The 16,493-nt window shown below is 67.1% G+C and carries 15 protein-coding genes, 1 tRNA gene and 2 pseudogenes; 14 read left to right on the top strand and 4 right to left on the bottom strand.

What is annotated here, in order from left to right:
- Positions 1-43: 43 nt before the first annotated feature.
- The 4 genes from ID554_RS10775 (at position 44) to ID554_RS10760 (ending at position 2,575) form a co-directional block, all read left to right on the top strand.
- The gene (locus ID554_RS10775; RefSeq protein WP_117230806.1) at positions 44-373 is read left to right on the top strand and encodes a YbaB/EbfC family nucleoid-associated protein; all 330 of its coding nucleotides are present in this window, start codon (positions 44-46) and stop codon (positions 371-373) included.
- A gap of 1 nt (position 374) precedes the next feature.
- A complete protein-coding gene (locus tag ID554_RS10770) occupies positions 375-680 on the top strand; it encodes a type VII secretion target (RefSeq protein ID WP_117230805.1) in 306 nt (101 codons plus the stop codon).
- Positions 680-1,375 (top strand): hypothetical protein, encoded by a 696-nt coding sequence (locus ID554_RS10765; RefSeq protein WP_117230804.1) that lies wholly within the window; start codon positions 680-682, stop codon positions 1,373-1,375. Before ID554_RS10770 ends, ID554_RS10765 begins: the two co-directional genes overlap by 1 nt.
- Positions 1,376-1,708: 333 nt before the next feature.
- Complete coding sequence (locus ID554_RS10760; protein WP_117230803.1) at positions 1,709-2,575, top strand: PSP1 domain-containing protein; 867 nt, start codon at positions 1,709-1,711, stop codon at positions 2,573-2,575.
- A gap of 362 nt (positions 2,576-2,937) precedes the next feature.
- Here ID554_RS10760 and ID554_RS10755 read toward each other — a convergent pair whose 3' ends face one another.
- Complete coding sequence (locus tag ID554_RS10755; RefSeq protein WP_117230802.1) at positions 2,938-4,776, bottom strand: metallophosphoesterase; 1,839 nt, start codon at positions 4,774-4,776, stop codon at positions 2,938-2,940.
- Positions 4,777-4,901: 125 nt separating this feature from the next.
- On the opposite strand from ID554_RS10755, the gene ID554_RS10750 reads away from it, so the two are divergent.
- A tRNA-Thr gene (locus ID554_RS10750) sits at positions 4,902-4,975 on the top strand.
- 88 nt (positions 4,976-5,063) lie between these two features.
- Here the strand turns inward: ID554_RS10750 and ID554_RS31530 are convergent.
- Positions 5,064-5,246, bottom strand: a complete 183-nt coding sequence (locus ID554_RS31530) for a hypothetical protein (protein ID WP_223884528.1) — start codon at positions 5,244-5,246, stop codon at positions 5,064-5,066.
- Between the two features lie 33 nt (positions 5,247-5,279).
- Complete coding sequence (locus ID554_RS10745; RefSeq protein WP_233527480.1) at positions 5,280-6,095, bottom strand: ISAs1 family transposase; 816 nt, start codon at positions 6,093-6,095, stop codon at positions 5,280-5,282.
- A gap of 530 nt (positions 6,096-6,625) precedes the next feature.
- Here ID554_RS10745 and ID554_RS10740 point away from each other — a divergent pair.
- The 9 genes and pseudogenes from ID554_RS10740 to ID554_RS10705 all read left to right on the top strand — a co-directional run bounded on the left by ID554_RS10740 (position 6,626) and on the right by ID554_RS10705 (position 15,760).
- On the top strand, positions 6,626-7,813 hold the full coding sequence (locus ID554_RS10740; RefSeq protein ID WP_223884527.1) for an ISAs1 family transposase: 1,188 nt from the start codon (positions 6,626-6,628) through the stop codon (positions 7,811-7,813).
- Between the two features lie 230 nt (positions 7,814-8,043).
- Positions 8,044-8,211, top strand: coding sequence for a hypothetical protein (locus ID554_RS10735; RefSeq protein ID WP_191088778.1), 168 nt, complete (start codon positions 8,044-8,046; stop codon positions 8,209-8,211).
- Between the two features lie 501 nt (positions 8,212-8,712).
- Entirely contained in the window at positions 8,713-9,393 is a 681-nt protein-coding gene (locus ID554_RS10730) for an ABC transporter ATP-binding protein (protein ID WP_223884526.1), read from the top strand.
- A 107-nt stretch (positions 9,394-9,500) separates the two neighbouring features.
- Positions 9,501-11,615, top strand: a complete 2,115-nt coding sequence (locus ID554_RS10725; RefSeq protein WP_223884525.1) for an FtsX-like permease family protein — start codon at positions 9,501-9,503, stop codon at positions 11,613-11,615.
- 82 nt (positions 11,616-11,697) lie between these two features.
- Positions 11,698-12,057, top strand: coding sequence for a transposase (locus tag ID554_RS10720; protein WP_158573848.1), 360 nt, complete (start codon positions 11,698-11,700; stop codon positions 12,055-12,057).
- A pseudogene (locus ID554_RS10715) lies at positions 12,054-12,383 on the top strand (transposase); the annotation flags it as partial. The gene ID554_RS10720 and the pseudogene ID554_RS10715, both read left to right, overlap by 4 nt.
- A 596-nt stretch (positions 12,384-12,979) precedes the next feature.
- A complete protein-coding gene (gene ltrA, locus ID554_RS10710) occupies positions 12,980-14,443 on the top strand; it encodes a group II intron reverse transcriptase/maturase (protein WP_199489335.1) in 1,464 nt (487 codons plus the stop codon).
- Between the two features lie 743 nt (positions 14,444-15,186).
- Positions 15,187-15,441 (top strand): annotated as a pseudogene (locus ID554_RS33010) (hypothetical protein); the annotation flags it as partial.
- Positions 15,344-15,760, top strand: a complete 417-nt coding sequence (locus tag ID554_RS10705; RefSeq protein ID WP_117230336.1) for a VOC family protein — start codon at positions 15,344-15,346, stop codon at positions 15,758-15,760. The pseudogene ID554_RS33010 and the gene ID554_RS10705, both read left to right, overlap by 98 nt.
- Here the strand turns inward: ID554_RS10705 and ID554_RS10700 are convergent.
- Positions 15,751-16,368, bottom strand: a complete 618-nt coding sequence (locus ID554_RS10700; RefSeq protein ID WP_117230335.1) for a pyridoxamine 5'-phosphate oxidase family protein — start codon at positions 16,366-16,368, stop codon at positions 15,751-15,753. The two genes, ID554_RS10705 and ID554_RS10700, sit on opposite strands and share 10 nt — an antisense overlap.
- Between the last annotated feature and the right edge of the window lie 125 nt (positions 16,369-16,493).

The raw sequence follows: 16,493 nt of genomic DNA, 5'->3' as shown, positions 1-16,493 counted from the left end.
GTGGTAGTACGCACAGTGAGGACGGCTGGGGAGGAGTCCGCTGATGCCGCGGGGCGAGATCGACGAGGCGTGGATCGAGGAGGCGGTCCGACGCTACCGCCGGATCGAGTCCCTCCAGGCCGAGTTCGACCAGGCCGTGGCGACGGTCGAGGTCACCGTCCGGTCGCCGGACGGTCTGGTCGAGGTGGTGGTGACCGCCGGTGGCCGGATCACCGACGTGCGTTTTCTCGGCCCGTTGCACACCCGCCAGCCGCGCGACGTCGCCGGTTCGGTGCGAGCCGCCGTGGCCGCCGCGGCGGACGCCGCCCAGTGGGCCAGGGAGAAGCTGCACAACGAGACGTTCACCGCCTACCAGCCACTGACGGGGGCGTGAGATGGACACCCTTCGTGCCCTGGCCGCACGCCTCGACGAAGCGAGCGCCACGTTGACCGCGCTGTCCCGCTCGGTCACCGCCGCCGACCCCGCGCAGGTCTCGTTCGGCGCGGACGCGCCGGGGCGGCCCGGCGAGATCGGGCGGGCACTGCACCGGCAGTGGATCGCCGCCACCGGCGACCGGGCCCGCGAGGCGCACGCCGCCGCCGCCCAGCTGACCGCCACGGCGACCGCACTGCGCCAGGCCGCCGACCGGTACGCCGACACGGACTCCGCCGCCTCCCGCCGGCTGGCCGGGGAGAGGTGATGGACACGCTGGACCGGCTCACCGAGCCCGGGATCGATCTGCTGCGCCGGGTCGACACCCTGCTCGCCGCCGGGGCTCCGGAGGGGCACCGGGTCTGGCCGCTGCTGCGCCGGATGCAGGTGTTGCCGGGTGACGCGTTGCGCAGCTTCCTCGACCTGCGGGCGGCACCGTTGGCCGGTGCCGGGCACACGGTGCGCCGGCACGTGCACGGGTACGACCACGCCTGCGCCACGCTGACCGACCCGCTGCTCTGGTCCGGGCCGGCCGCCGCCGCGTACGGGCAGTCCCGGACGATGCTGCTGCGACACCTCGACGACGGCCCGGAGAGCCTGGTGGGGCGGCTGGAAGCCACCGCCGGCTACGCCGACGCGCTCGCCGACTGGGTGGAGGGCAGCCGGCTCGCCGTCGCCCGCACCCTGGCCGAAGTGATCGGCTCGGCCGAGGCGGTCTCCGTGGTCGCGGCCACCTCGATCACCCGCCAGTCGCCGCACTCCGGGCCCTCGTCGCCGGGCACCCCTGCCGCCGCCGAGATCGCGGCCCGGGTGCTGGCCGTGCTCTGCGTCGCATACGACGGGGCGGAGACACTGTTGCGTCAGTGGGCCCCGAGCCTGGCCGAGTCCTCGTTGCGCGCGGCGTCGACCCGCTTCCGCCCCGGCACCGCTCCGGGCGGACCGACGACCCGCGTCGGCTGGTAGCAGCCCTGCCGATCGGAGGCCCGTGGCCGATGGTGGGCGGCGTTCGACCGGCGGACCCGGGCAGCAGCACGGCGCCGCACGCGGGTACCCGGTGAGGCCCTCGCGGCGGCGCCGTGACTTCCCTGCACCCCCCGCAGGTCTGTCCCCACACTCAACGCTGTCGAGCCCCGTCTGTCCCGTCCGTGGCGCAGGATTCAACCGTCCGGTCCGCCATCGTCGTACCGGAAGGTGGCACGGGGTCAGTCGAGTCGACAGTCATGGATGGTTACGCGGTGCGGTCACCGGTCACGCCGGCTCGGCGGAAACCCGGCCGCGCGTCGTAGGGTGAGGAGCATGGGCATGCTCTGCGCGGTCAGCTTCCAGCGGTACGGGCGTCTCTACTACCTCGATCCGGGCGAGTTCCGACCGCAGGTCGGCGACAAGGTGCTGGTGCCCACCGACGATGGGCCCGAGGTGGCGGAGTGCGTCTGGGCCGCGCAGTGGGTCAGTGACGACACCGAGGGCTTTCCCCGGCTGGCCGGGCTGGCACAGGAGGAGGACCTGCGCCGGGACGAGACGCTGCGGCGTCGCAAGGCGGAGGCCAAGGTCGCGGCGAAGCGGCTGATCCGGGAGCACGGCCTACCGATGAAGGTGGTGGCGATCGACCACGTGCTCGGCAGCGCCGACGGCGGCGGCGAACGCAGCACCATCTACTTCACCGCGCCGCACCGGGTGGACTTCCGTTCCCTGGTCCGCGATCTCGGGGCGACCCTGCACTGCCGGGTGGAACTGCGCCAGTTGTCGGCCCGTGACTCGGCCCGGGTGCAGGGCGGCATCGGCTCCTGCGGACGCGACCTGTGCTGCGCCACCTTCCTGAACGACTTCGAGCCGGTCACCATCCGGATGGCCAAGGACCAGGACCTGCCGCTCAACCCGCTGCGGATCTCCGGCGCCTGCGGCCGGCTGATGTGCTGCCTCAAGTACGAGCACCCGCTGTATCAACGCTTTCAGGAGTCCGCGCCGGAGGTCGGCAGTCGGGTCTCCACCCCGAAGGGGGACGGTCGGGTGGTGGGCCACAGCGTCCCCCGCGACGCCGTCACCGTACGACTGGACGCCGACGGCTCGCGCTCCCTGTGCTCCCGCGCCGACGTGTGCGGCTCGCGCCAGGCGTACGACAGCCGTGACCAGTCCGGCCCGGAGGGTGTGACACCCCGGCGGTGACCGTGCGGGACGGCGCGTGCCGTGCTCCGCTCGCTATCCTGCCGCGATGGGTGTGCGGAACTATCTGATCGAGGGCGTCTCCGGCACCGGCAAAGACCTCGGTCTGCAAGGAGCTGCAACGACGTGGCCATCACGCCGTCAACGGTGACCGGGAATTGGCCTACCCGGGCGACCTGGAGACCGGTGAGCCAGTAAACGGCTTCGGGCACGAGCACCACATCTGGCGGATCGAGGATCCTCCGGCACGTGACGGGTTCCCCGGGAACCTGAGCACAGTGCCCCGCCGAGTCTTCCGTACCGACCTCGTCCCGGATCACCGATGAGGGCGGCGGACGCGCCCGCCGCCCTCATCGGGGGTGCGGTCAGCGCAGGGTGACGGGAGGCTCGGCCAGGCGGGGGCGCAGCGGGCGGGCCGGGGCGAGCCAGGACGACTCGGGGGAGTCGTCGGGGTTGACGCGCCACCGCCGGCCCACCCGGTCGACCGCGATCGGATAGAGGGTGAGCGTGCCGTCCGGGTCGATACGCATCCGGACGAAGCCCTTCGCGTCCTCAATGCCCTGCCCGGCGAAGAGTTCGTTGACGTTCACCCCGGACGCGCTCGCGACCAGCAGGTACCCGGCCACCAGTTGACTGGCCACCAGACCGATCACCGGCAGGTAGACCGCGGCGGCGGCCACCGCGGGCAGCGGCCACGGCCAGTCGTGGAAGGGCAGCGACAGCCATGCCCAGGTGCCGGCGGCGGCCAACCCGACGTGGGCCAGCCCGTGCCCGACACCCAGCAGCCAGTGTCGGACGTGCCGCTTGCCGCTGGAGCTGGGCGGCTTGGCGAACATGGCCGCCGCGAGCACGGTCACCAGCACCATCACCACCAGCGGCACGCTGAACAGCCGCTGCTCCGAGGCTTCCGCGCGGAAGTCGGTCACGCCGGCCATCGAGAGCATCAGCAGGGTGTGCAGGATGCCCAACAGCGTGGAGAAGCCGGGATTGCGCAGCGGCAACCGGCCGAAGATCCCCCAGCCGTACCGGCGGGAGCGGGCCGCGTCGGGGTAGCGGGCGGCCAGCTCGTACGCGCGAGACGGGCTGGACCGGCGAGCCAGCGTGTCGCGCGGCGGCACCTCGATCCGCTCGGGCAGCTTGTGCGTCGGGTACAGGTAGGCGCCGCCACTGCCCGAGGTGACCAGTTGCCGGCCGTCCGGCCCGGTGTAGCGGGCGTAGTGGTGCAGGTCGCCGGAGATCAGCAGGCGTACCCGGGCGCCGGTGGGCGCGACGATGGTCCGGATGAAGTAGTCGATCGAGTCGTACGCGGTGGGCTGGTCGACGGCCTTCACCCAGGCCGGAGCCGGCACCGCCAGGATCACCTTGCTCTGCGGGCCCAGCTTCTCCGCCACCGCGTCGAAGTAGGTGAGCTGCGGATCGTCGACGTACGAGCCGGACTGGTCGTCGAGCCCGAGCAGCCACCAGTCGGCGGGCAGCTCGGCGGCGAAGTACGAGCGGGACTGGCCGGTCCGCCAGCCGCCGAAGTGGCGGTCCCGGGTGCGGACGAACAGCCGCAGGAACGCGGTCAGCCCGTCGTACCAGTCGTGGTTGCCCGGCACCGCGAAGATCGTCGGCTGCTCCGGCGGCGTGGTCGGCAGCGCCGCCTGGTACGGCCCCTTGCAGCGATCCTCGTACGCCTCGTAGGCGGCCGACGGGTAGACCTGGTCGCCCCCCATCACCAGGGTCTGCGCCCGGGGCAGCCGATGCCCGTCCACCTCCAGCTCCCGCTGCGCGAGCAGGTAGGCCACCGAGTACGTGGCGTTGAAGCCGTCGCCCAGGTCGGCCACGTAGTCGAGCCAGAGCCCGCCGTCCGGCCCGACCTGGCGGGCGACCTCCGCGTCCAGCGCCTTCTGGAGTTCCCGCTTGTCCAGGTACGCCCCGAACAGCACCGCCAACAACGTCCGCAGACCGGTGCTGATCAGCAGGAACGGCGCGAGCCACGGGACCGGTTTGCGGGGCGTGAAGCCCAGCTCCAACGGATCGGCGCTGCGGGGCCGTCGCGCCGCCCGCCCCCCGGACGCCTCCTCGGCGTACGTCCCGAGTGGCGCCGCCCGACCGCTGGCCGTCACCGGCTCGGGCGCGTAGTGGCTGTCGGCCTCGGGACGCGTACCGTCACCGGGCAGGGGATCGACCGGTTCGTCGCGGGGGATGTGGTCGTCGGTCACCCGTCGGAGCGTAGTGCCGCGCGGTGTGCCGTGCCGAGCCCGAACGCGCCCGATGTCCGGTCCGTCGAGTCCGGGGAATCCCGCTCCGCCCCGGCGTGGTGCGTGCCGTACACTTGGCGATCGTTGCCGCCTTAGCTCAGTCGGCTAGAGCGACGCACTCGTAATGCGTAGGTCGACGGTTCGATTCCGTCAGGCGGCTCAGAGAGAGGCCCTGACCAGCAGGTTCGCTGGTCAGGGCCTCATTTTCATCGATGGGGTTTTGAATCACCCCCCGAAAACCCCCAGGGTCATTGCGTTGTCGGGTAGCTGTTGGTCACGGCGGTGATCAGGTCGGGTGATCGGCGGTTGGCGCGGGCGATGTTGGTGGCGCCGGTGATGCGGTGCCAGCCGATCGCGGCGTTACGTAGGGTTGCGATGACGGCGGGTCCGGTGCCTGGTCGGGCTTGGTGGAGGTCTTCACGGAACGTCACGTCACGTACGTGGTGGAGGCGGTTCTCGACGTGTCAGTGGCGGCGGATCCAGGTTTGCAGGTCACGGGGTAGGGCCTGGTCTGCGGACAGCGACACGGTTAGGTAGGCGGTCTCGTGGCTGGTCCTACCAGCGGTGACGCAGGTTCGGGTGATCCATACGGCTTGGTGGGCGTGTGGGAAGGCGATGCCGCTGGGGGTGGCGACGGTGACGGCTTTGACGGTGCGGGTCTCACGGCCGCCGTGGCCGCGGTCGCGGATGCGGGCACCGACCGGGATCTGCGCCCAGGGCAGCTGTTTGAGCTGTGTGAACAGGGTCGGCTGGTTGGCCTTGACCTGCACGAGCAGGTGCGCCTGCCGGGCGGTGACCTCGTTGGCGTGGCCGGTCTGGGTGTGTAGGGCGTCGGCGATGAACAGCACCCCGGCCAGGGTGCCGAGTACCTGTTCGACGGCGTCGAGCAGCGGCGCGAACGACGTGATCTCGTTGCTCTTGGTGTCCACGGTGACCTGGGCGAGCACGATTCCGGTCGTGGTGTCCAGGGCGGACAGCAGGTGCACCTGGCGGCCGTCGCAGGTGCGGGCGCCGCGCAGTGTCTTGCCGTCGATGGCGATGATCGTGCGGTACCGCCTCGATCTGCTCACCGTGGCGGGAGTGCGGGTACGCAGCCAGCCGGCCAGGACAGTGCCGAGCAGCGTGTCGTCCAGGCGCATCAGTACCCGCCAGACAGTGCTGCCGACCGGTACCCCTGCGGTGAACCCGAGCCGTTCTTGGGCGCGTTCATCCAGGTCGTGCAGCCAATCCGTGATCGCGGCGATCGACGACGCCCCGGCCATGACGGCACAGACCGCCACCGCCAGCAACGCGGTCAGCGGGTACGCACGCCCCGTGGATCGCGTGGATCAGGAACAGCGGCGAGCGCGTGCAGCAGCCCGCCGTGTTCACCGTCGGTGACCGGCGCGGCCTCAGCAACGGAGATGGGGGCTGCTACGGCCAGTGCGGGGATGAGAGACGATGCCATCGGCGGGTAAGTCTTCCTCGGCGTCGTGAAGCGTCGCAACCCCATGATCACCGATGCGGCCTCACCCGCTTCTCACACCCGCAAAGGCCGAACTCGCCTCGAAACTCCTGGTCAACGACCCATCAGCCGACTACGCAATCGTCCTGGCCCGACGCCACCCTAGAGATCATCGCGCTGACCATCGCCGAGATCCGCCGACACTTCAACGCCCTCGTCCTCACCAGGGTCTTTGCGTTGTCGATGCGCGGGGGCTCTGAGCTGGGCCGAACTGTTTTCAGGGGTCTACTGAGGACGGGTGTGACCCATCGGTGATCATGAGGTTTGTCTAGAACGTCGTGATCCCGGGAAGGGCCGCACCCGCGCATGTCATCATCATCGATCAAGGTCCTGCTGCCAACCACGCCCTGCGTTACGCCTCCCGCGCCGGTCACCGACCGTGAGCGGCCCGGGTTGTTGGTCGCGTTGCAGGTGGTGCCGGACCCCCGCGATGTGCGGGGTCGTCGTTACGGTCTGTCGAGTCTGCTGGCGGTGGCGGTGTGCGCGGTGCTGGCTGGGGCGTGCACCTTCACCGCCGTGCACGATTGGGTGCGTGACCTCGACCGCCCGGCGTGGCGCAAGCTCGGCTTCGCCGACACGGTCCCGGCGGCGACGACGCTGTGGCGGCTGCTGATCCGCATCGACGCGGGCGTGTTGCAGCAGGTGTTGACGCGGTGGCTGCGCGAGCGCAGCACCCCGCTGCAGGTCACGGGCCGTAGGTGGCGGCTGGTCATCGCCATCGACGGCAAAGTCCTGCGCGGTGCCCGCACTGTCGACGGCCGGCAGGTGCACCTGCTCGCCGCGTACGACACCCGGACCGGGATCGTGCTCGGCCAGGTCCAGATCGAGACGAAATCCAAGGAGATCCCGGCGTTCACCCCGCTACTCGACCAGGTCGTCGCCCAGCTCGGGTCGCTGCGCGGCGTGGTGATCGTCGCGGATGCTCTGCACGCGCAGACCGGGCACGCCCGCGCCGTCGCCGCCCGGGGTGGGGATTTCATGGTCGCGGCGAAGGCGAACCAGCCGAGGCTGTACGCACAGCTCAAAGCGTTGCCGTGGCATGAGATCCAGGCCGGTGGCCAGCAGCGCGAGGTGGGGCACGGCCGTAGGGAGACCCGCACCGTCAAAGCGGTGACCGTGCACACCGACGGTGGCCTCGCGTTCCCGCACGCGCAGCAAGCGGTGCGGATCACCCGGACCCGCACCATCAAGGGCAAGACCAGCCGGGAGACCGCCTACTACACCATGAGCCTGCCCGCCAGCCTGGCCCAACCAGACGACCTGGGCGCGTTCGCCCGCAACGAGTGGCTCATCGAGAACGCCCTGCACCACGTCCGCGATGTGACGTTCCGCGAGGACGCCCACCGCGCCAGGACCGGCACCGGACCCGCCGTGTTCGCCACCCTGCGTAACACCGCGATCGGCTACCACCGCCTCAACGGCGCAACCAACATCGCCCGCGCCACCAGAACCGCCAACCGCCGATCAACCCAACTCATCGACACAGTCACGTAACGTCACCAATTTCACGCAATGGCCCTGCGTCCTCACCGTGGCGCTCCCACCAGAACACATCCTGCACTGGTCGATCTGGCGACGAACATCCCAAGCCCGAGCCCGCCGATCCCACTACCAGCGCAAACAGGCCAAGTGACGTTGGAGTATTAGCCGCCCTCGCCGGCGGCTTCTTTGCCTTGCTCGCTGGCTTCCTGGGTGCACGCTGGCAAGCCGTTCATGGAGTGAAGGTGCAGCAGGCAGCGCTGCGCTACGAACATCAGGTTGCCCTGTACGTGGATGTGCTGGCCGAATGCCGGCACCGGCAGCGTTGGCTGCACAACCTGACAAGAGAACACCGCGCAGTGCGGGGAAAGCTCAAATCCAAAAGATTGACTTTGATGCATCGAGATGCTTAGCTCGATGTAGCGGAGCGATTTGCGCCTGCTACAGCGGGTGATGATGACTCCGGAGGAGAATCGGGGAATCTTGAAGAAAAATTCTTACCTAGCTGTCGGGGCAGCTGTGGCCGCGCTCGCGTTCGCAGCACCGACCGCAGCCATGGCTGTAAGCGTCAGCACGTATGGCTCGAGGACCGCCGAGTACGATAGCTGGGGGGGTATTACGGTTTCGGACATCAGCGCCGACAGCAACGACGTCTACGCTGACTACAAGCGGGACACCGGAACCCCGCAGGTGCTTCGCAACTCGCGCGGCAACGGCACTAGCGAGTCTAGCGGTTCGTCGAGCAACAAGATCGCTCGGTTCAACTCCTGCACTGACGACGCAGGCCCCAACACCTGTAGCGGGACGGTCTATCGCTAGTCAGCCCAGGGTCCACTGCGATCGCAGTAGTTCTGGTTAAGGTGGGCGCGGACAGGGAAGCCCTGTCCGCGCCCACGGCTGATGAAGGAGGACCAGTGCCAGAGGTGCTGGCGGTGGAAGCGAAAGGCCTTCGCTACGAGGTGAACGACCGGGTCATCCTCGACGATGTGGATTTGACGGCTGGCAAGGGTAGTTCCACTGCGATCGTTGGCCCAAGCGGCACCGGAAAAACAACCCTTCTAATGTGCCTGGCAGGAATTCTTCCGATTAAAGCCGGCCGTGTACGAATCGCCGGCCAGGACCTGACAGCAGCCAAGGGCCGGGATCGTGCTGGACTGCGGCTGCGCGAGATCGGACTGATCTATCAGTTCGGAGAACTTCTTCCGGAGCTTAGTCCTATAGACAATGTTACACTCCCGGCACTGCTCGCAGGAATCCGCCGCAAAGAGGCGTACGGCCGCGCCCGCCGTCTACTTACCGAACTCGAAGTAGAGACGCTTTCGGAGGCCCCAACGGCGTTGTTGTCTGGTGGCGAAAGGCAACGTGTGGCCGTAGCGCGGGCGCTCGTAACTGAGCCGACCGTGGTCCTGGCAGACGAGCCAACGGGCTCACTCGACCCTGCCTCTACCGAGCTTGTTGCAAATCTATTATTCGGCCTTCCTGAAACTCACGGCTGCGCACTGGTTGTGGTAACGCATAATGATCGAGTCGCAGCGCGTGCTGATAGTGTTTTTCGTCTAGGAGTTCAGGCCGATGACGCGGCGGTGACCAGCTAATGCGAGGTCTCTTACCACTACTTGCCGTGGGTCATCGATCGGGACGTAGTGCGGGTGCGGGTGCGGAGGTCCATCGATGGTCGCTGGCAGTCGCTACCTTTGTTACCGTGATATCGGCGTGGCTGTTTGTGGTCTCTGCAGCTACGTCTCTCGCCAGCGATGAGCGAATCGCTGCGCGGGAACCGGTTTTCGTCGAAAACAGTGGCCAGAGCGCTGCTGTTGCGCGCTGGATGATTCATGCGGATTCCGTCGACAACAAGCAATTTTTGGTACTGTATATTTCACCGTTGCGGAACGATGCGATGCCACCACCAGGGCTGCCGCGGTGGCCAAAGCCCGGCGAGTCATTCTTCTCGCCGGAGCTTCTTAAATCTGCGAATGCGCAAGAATTCACCCAGAGGTACGGTGAGTTCGGCGGTGTGATTGAAGTTTCGGGACTGGCGACTGCAACGGAACGGCTTGTTTACCATCGTCCGCCAACTGATACCCCTTTTGACAACCGCGACGGCCTGGTGGCGATATCCGGTTTCGGGGTTGATCCGAGTTCATTTGGTCGCGACTACTTTCCTAGCACGGTTGACGGCTTCGGAAAATGGACTGTCTCAGACATCTATATCCTCATCCTGGCTGTCATTGCCTTGCCGGCAGCGCTACTGCTGTTTCTGGCTGTACGAAGCAATTCGGAGCGACGAGACCGCCGCCTAGCTATGCTGGACGCATTGGGGGCTCCCGCATCTTCCCGCGCGTGGGTCCTTGTCGGTGAAGCCCTCGTGCCGGTTTTCCTGGGTGCGATAGCTGGTTTTCTTGTGGCGCTGGCAACCACTTATTTCAATATTCGGGTACCAATTACCGGATACCTAGTGCGCAGCGCAGACGTGGATTCGGCGCGCCGATGGATTCCTGCGCTCGCCATAGGTTCCGTTGCTCTGGCGATTTTTCTTGTCGTCGCGACTCAACTGCGACGCGCGGCCCGGGGAGAGACCCGACCTCGCCACCTAAATCCGAGATTCCGGAGGTGGCTGCAATCGGCCTTTCCAGTAGCCGTAGCGCTCTCGATTTGGGGGGCCGCTACTGCTCGCGACGGGGGAGCCCGCTACTCCCCCGGCCTCATAGTATTTTTGTTTGCCCTGCTCGGTACGTTGATCTCCCTTCCCGCAGTGCTGGGGGCCGGATCGGCACTTCTTGGCCGTGCGGTAGCCCGATTGGGAAGGGTCGCCAGCTCACCTGGTCTCATTATTGGTGGTCGATGGCTGAACCAGCGGCCAATGATGGTGGCGCGTCTCTGTGCAGCGTTTGTCGTCGGATTGGGCCTGCTGGTTCAAGTGCAAGTACAACAAGCTTGGATCGTCCAGCAAGCCCGCGGTCTAGCTAATGGTGTTGCACCGCAGGCGCTTACTGTCGGCGACAGTCTACTGATCTTGAGAACGCAGTCAAGTCCAGCAGAGGGCCGTCACTTCGGCGCGTTGGTCGGGCCAGACAAGTTTCTGCGGGTTGCGGAAATAGGTGGCGTACCCACCCTGGTCGGCACGTGTGTAGCCTTGAAAGAATTCGGCGAACTGCGAACCTGTCCCGGTGCCACCGCACAGAATGTCGATTCCGTCTTTGACCGTTTCAACCTGCGAGGAAATCTTCTGCGTGGCGGTACTTTGATCTCTGCTCCAGACTTCAAAGTGACCACTGATCTTGACGCTGATGGCTCAACTAGCGGATACTTCGTAATCAATGACGAGATGAAAATTGGCGCAACGAAGATTGCTAATGCTGCCTACGCGACGCTTTCCAAGCCATACGTTTCGACGCCCGGACAGGAGTGGATCACGGGCGGGCTGGCCGGCGCTGCTGTCTTCAATTGGGTGCTCGCTCTTGGTGCCCTTGGCCTCATCATTCTAGCTTTGGCTGGGGCGCTGGCCACGAGTGGAATGTTTTTAACTAATGCACGCTCATTGGGTGTGGTTGGCACCTATGACACTCGGCTATCTTTGTATCTAGGTATAGCGACTTGGAACCTTGGCATACCTCTGCTATTTGCTGGTGCCGTGGGTTCGGGAGTCGCCGCATTTCTGGGTGTATTGACGCTACATATTCGTCGAGTGGGTAGCGTCTCGATGGAGGTGCTCGGTGCAGGATTCGGAACGGTAGCGCTGCTGGCTGCGCTACTGACCGTTCTCTGCGGAATCGGCGCTGCCCGCTCGGCTCAGACTTGGCGACCGGTTGCTGACTGAGAACGACCGAACCGCACCAGCGGCATTTTAGAGCGTGTCTCGGGTGGTGGTCGGTTGATCTTCGTGGTAGATAGTTTCTACTGTGGACGAGCGGTTGATTCAGCAGTGGGCGCCCGAGGAGTTGTGGAACCTGGCCGGCCCGTTGATCCCGCCGCCGCCTCGGCGTCGGCAGGGAGGAGGGACGCCACCGATCGATGCGCGGGCGGTGTTCGCGGCGATCGTGTACGTGCTGACCACTGGTTGCGCCTGGCGGCATCTGCCGCCCGGGTTCGGGGTGTCCAGGGCCACCGCGCATCGGCGGTTCCAGGCGTGGACAGCCGCCGGACTGTGGCGGCGGCTGCACGTCGCCGCGCTGGACCAACTCGGCGCACGCGGGCTGATCGACTGGTCCCGGGCCACCGCCGACGCCGCCTACGTGCGGGCAAATAGGGGGGCCTTTTGACCGGCCCGAGTCCGGTCGACCGAGGCAGACCCGGCAGCAAGATCCACGCGCTGTCCGAGCGTGGTGGACTCCCCCTGTCCGTGGGCGTGTCGGCAGCGAACACCCACGACAGCCGCTGCCTGGAATCACTCATCCAGGCCATCCCCGCCGTCAGGTCTCGACGCGGCCCCCGCCGCCGACGCCCGGACAAGCTGCACGCCGACAAGGGCTACGACTACCCACACCTGCGCCGCATGCTCCGCCAACGCGGCATCCGCCCCCGCATCGCCCGCCGCGGCATCGAACCGACCAACCGCCTCGGCCGGCACCGGTGGGTCATCGAGCGGGTGCGCCGTGAGGCGCTGATTGATCGAGTGGAGGTGAGAGACCTTCGCCGCCGTCCTGTCGCAGCAGGGTGGTGAAGCTGGGGGCAGCCTGATCCGGGAGGTGCCGGGGAGGGTGGCAAGCGGCCCCGACAACGCCGGGACGTAACCAGTACTGCCAGATGGCGCGGGTCCGGCAAGCGAGACGGAGAGGTATACGCGAGGAACCGGTGTCTGAAGCCTCCTAACGATCCCTACCAGCTCGAACCTGGCGGATGTGGGCTGGGTGCGGTGCGTCCTGGTCCTCTTCTCTCGGGACGGGGAACTCCTGCGGCTGCTGACGTTCGGCGGTCCGGGAGGCCACGGTGAAGTGCTGCGGGGTAGCCGTGGCGATGCCGCGGGGGTATAGCCGGGTGCCTCCTTCGTCGAGCGATCAGTCAGTGAACACGGGAACTTTCCCGGCTTTGCCCGGGGCCGTCTCAGCCAGAGACGACGCCTCGGGTTGGGTTCACCGTCGGCCGATCGGGTCGGGAGAGGGCGGAGCCGCCGTAGTACTCCGAGGCCGGGAGAGCCGGTCACATGGGGAAGGGCGGCAGCGAGATCGCAAGGGAGGTACTGCAATGCCCGAAGACACGGTGGTGGATACCGCCGTCACGTGGCCGACCCCGGAAGAGGCATGGACGCGGGTACGGGGAATGCAGATCAAACTGCACCGTTGGGCGGCGGCCGACCACGGTCGCCGGTTTGACGATGTCTACAACTTCGTCAGCGACCCCGCCACGCTGGTCGTGGCGTTGCAACGGGTCGCCGGGAATGCCGGAGCCCGCACTGCCGGAGTGGACGGCGTCACCGCTGTCCACGTGAGCATGGCCGGGCCCGAAGTGTTCCTGGACCATGTCCGTTCCCTGCTGAAGACCGGCACGTTCCGGCCACTACCAGTACGGGAGAAGATGATTCCCAAGACCGGCGGGAAACTACGCCGGCTGGGGATACCGACCATCACGGACCGTGTGGTCCAGGCAGCGCTGAAGCTGGTCCTGGAGCCCATCTTCGAGGCGGATTTCCAGCCTTGTTCGTATGGGTTCCGGCCGAACCGGCGCGCGCACGACGCGATCGCCGAGATCCATCATCTGGCCACCGCCGGTTACCGGTGGGTGCTGGACGCGGACATCGAGGCGTGCTTCGACCGTATCGACCACCCGGCCTTGATGGGTCGGGTGCGAGCGCGGGTGAAGGACAAGCGAGTGCTCGCGCTGGTGAAGGCGTTCCTCAAGGCCGGGATCATGACTGAGCTCGGCGAGCGGAACGAGACCACGTCCGGCACACCCCAAGGAGGGATCCTCTCACCACTGCTGGCCAACATCGCGTTGTCGGTTCTCGACGAGTTCTTCGTCGAGCAATGGGCGGCAGCGGGCACCGGCCAGCAGCGCAGGCAACGACGCGCCAAAGGACTGGCGACGTGGCAGTTGGTCCGCTACGCCGACGACTTCCTCGTCCTGGTCCATGGCAACCAGGAACACGTCGAGGACCTGCGCGACCAGGTGAGTACCGTTCTGGCGACGATGGGCCTGCGCCTATCTGAGTCCAAGACCAGGATCACCCACCTTGCCGACGGGGTCGACTTCCTCGGCTTCCGCATCGTCTGGAAGCGGAAACGAGGAACGGACAAGTGGCATGTATACACGTTCATCGCCGACAAGCCGGTCCAGGCGCTGAAACGGAAGATCAAGTCACTGACCCGCCGGTTGTCGCACCTGAGCTACCGGGAGACGCTGGTCAAGATCAACTACATCCAGCGTGGATGGGCCAACTACTTCAAGCACGCGGTCGCCAAGCACACCTTCTCCCACCTGCAGAACTTCATCTGGTGGCGAGTGATCAACTGGGTGATGCGCCGCAACCGCATGACCTGGAGAGCCATCCAGCGATGGCTGCGCACCCCGCAAGGGTGGCAGCCCATCGCCTTCGACGGGGTCGAGTTGTTCAAGATGGCGAAGGTCCCCGTGACCCGATACCGCTATCGCGGCACCAAGATCCCGAACCCCTGGCAGCCCACACCGACAAGCCCACCCCCAACGGCATGACCTCGTGGAGAGCCCGGTGCGGTGAGAGTCGCACGCCGGGTTCGGCGGGCGGGTCCGGGAAACGGACCTGGAGCAATCCAGGCACCGCGCCCGGGCCCGACCCAACACCTTCGCCTGGTTCACCGGCTACCGCCGCCTCACCATCCGCTACGAACGCAACCCCGGCCCTTTACTGCGCATTCGTCACCCTCGCCGCCGCCCTGACCTGCCACAAGCGCTACCTCAAACTCACCACCTGAGACACGCTCTTAACGCGGCGGCCGCCGGTGAACGAGCGTAGATCGTCCACCTGGCGCGACGAGCGGGCGGAGCAGGGCTCCGGCCAGGGTGGCGATTTGACCGTTGTGGGTGGTTGGGGGTAGGCGCGCCGGATCATGGCGGTAAAGAGACGGGCGCGGTCTCTCGATGATCATCCAGGTGTCGAGTTTGGGTAGATCAAGAAGGACCACGCCCGTGGGATCATCACCGCTGATTGACGTGTTGGCCGTGCACGCGGACTACCTGGTGGACGACCCGTCACCGGATGAGCGCGGGGCTGGCCTGGTCACGGCGTTGGCGGCGGTGCCGGACCGGCGTGACCCTCGTGGTGTCCCACGCGCTGGCCTCGGTGTTGGCCACTGCGGTCGCGGCGGTGCTGACCGGCGCCCGAGGTGGCTGGTCTGCTGCTCCACAAGTTCGTCCATGACCTGCGAGAAGGTGTCCATCACCCACTGCGGTAGGCGAAACCGGAGCAGATGGTTGGCTGGATCCGTGGCCACTGGTCGATCGAGAACAAGATCCACTGGGTCCGCGACGTCACCTTCGACGAAGACCGTAGCCAGATCCGCACCGGCACCGGCGTCACAGGTGAACCCCATACTCAACGGCACCATACTCGCGAAGACAGCCAGAGGTCCTGCCGTGCCGTACGCACCAGTCGTTGTCAGCCTGCCGATCGCCGACCGGCAGGTCTCCCACGACTTCTACCGGGACGCCCTCGGTCTGCCCACCGTCGGTGAGCCGGCCGAGGACGGCCTGCCCGAGCCGTTGCAGTTCGAGGTCAACGCCGGGTTGCGCCTGATGCTGGTGCCGACCGGTGGCTTCGGCTGGGTGCTCGGTGGTCGAGAGGTGGCCGACCGCCGGAACAGCGAGTGCGTACTCGGGTTGACCGTGGACGGTCCGGCCGAGGTCGGCAGCCTGGTCTCCCGCGCGTGTGACGCTGGTGCGGAGGTGGTCACCGAGCCGAGGCCGCAACCCTGGGGATACACGGGCACGTTCGCCGACCCGGACGGTCACCTGTGGATGATCACCGCCGCCGGTGGGGTCGGTCAGGCGTAGAGCTTGCGGGCGTACTCCGGGCCGTAGTGGCGCTCCAGGTCGGCCAGGGTCTCCGCCGGGTTCTGCACCTCCTTGATCAAGCGGGCCGTGCTGGGCAGCGGGTCCGCTGGCCAGGTCTCCGGCTGCCACAGCCCGGAGCGGAGGAACGCCTTCGCGCAGTGGAAGAAGATCTGCTCGATCTCCACCACCACGGCGAGCACCGGGCGGTGCCCCCTGACCGCCATCTCGTCGAACCAGGGCGCGTCGCGCAGCAGCCGGGCCCGCCCGTTGATCCGCAGAGTGTCGCTGCGGCCCGGGATGAGGAAGATCAGCCCGACGTGCGGGTTCTCCAGGATGTTGCGGTAGCCGTCCGCCCGCTTGTTGCCGGGACGCTCCGGGATCGCGATCGTCCGGTCGTCCAGCACGTGCGCGAAGCCGGCCGGGTCGCCCTTGGGCGAGACGTCGCAGCTGCCGTCCGCCCCGGCCGTGGCCACCAGGCAGAACGGCGACGCGGCGAGCCACTGCCGGTCGCGCTCGTGCAGGGTGGTGCGTTCCTTGTCGGCGGCGCGGGGTGCCGGCGTGCCGAGCAGTGCGCGTAACTCCGCCAATGAGGTGATCTCTGCCGTCACTGTGAACCTCCCCGTGGAGTTGAACCCCTGTGGCGGCATCCAGGCGGGAAACCGCCACGGGCAGTGTGGCCGCGCCTACTGTGATGACCTGTCCCCCTTTGGCGGGCGGGGGTGGCCGCAGCACG

It is taken from the genome of Micromonospora craniellae (assembly GCF_014764405.1).
In the GTDB taxonomy this organism is placed as follows: Bacteria; Actinomycetota; Actinomycetes; order Mycobacteriales; family Micromonosporaceae; genus Micromonospora; species Micromonospora craniellae.
This window is presented reverse-complemented; position numbering and strand designations above follow the sequence as displayed.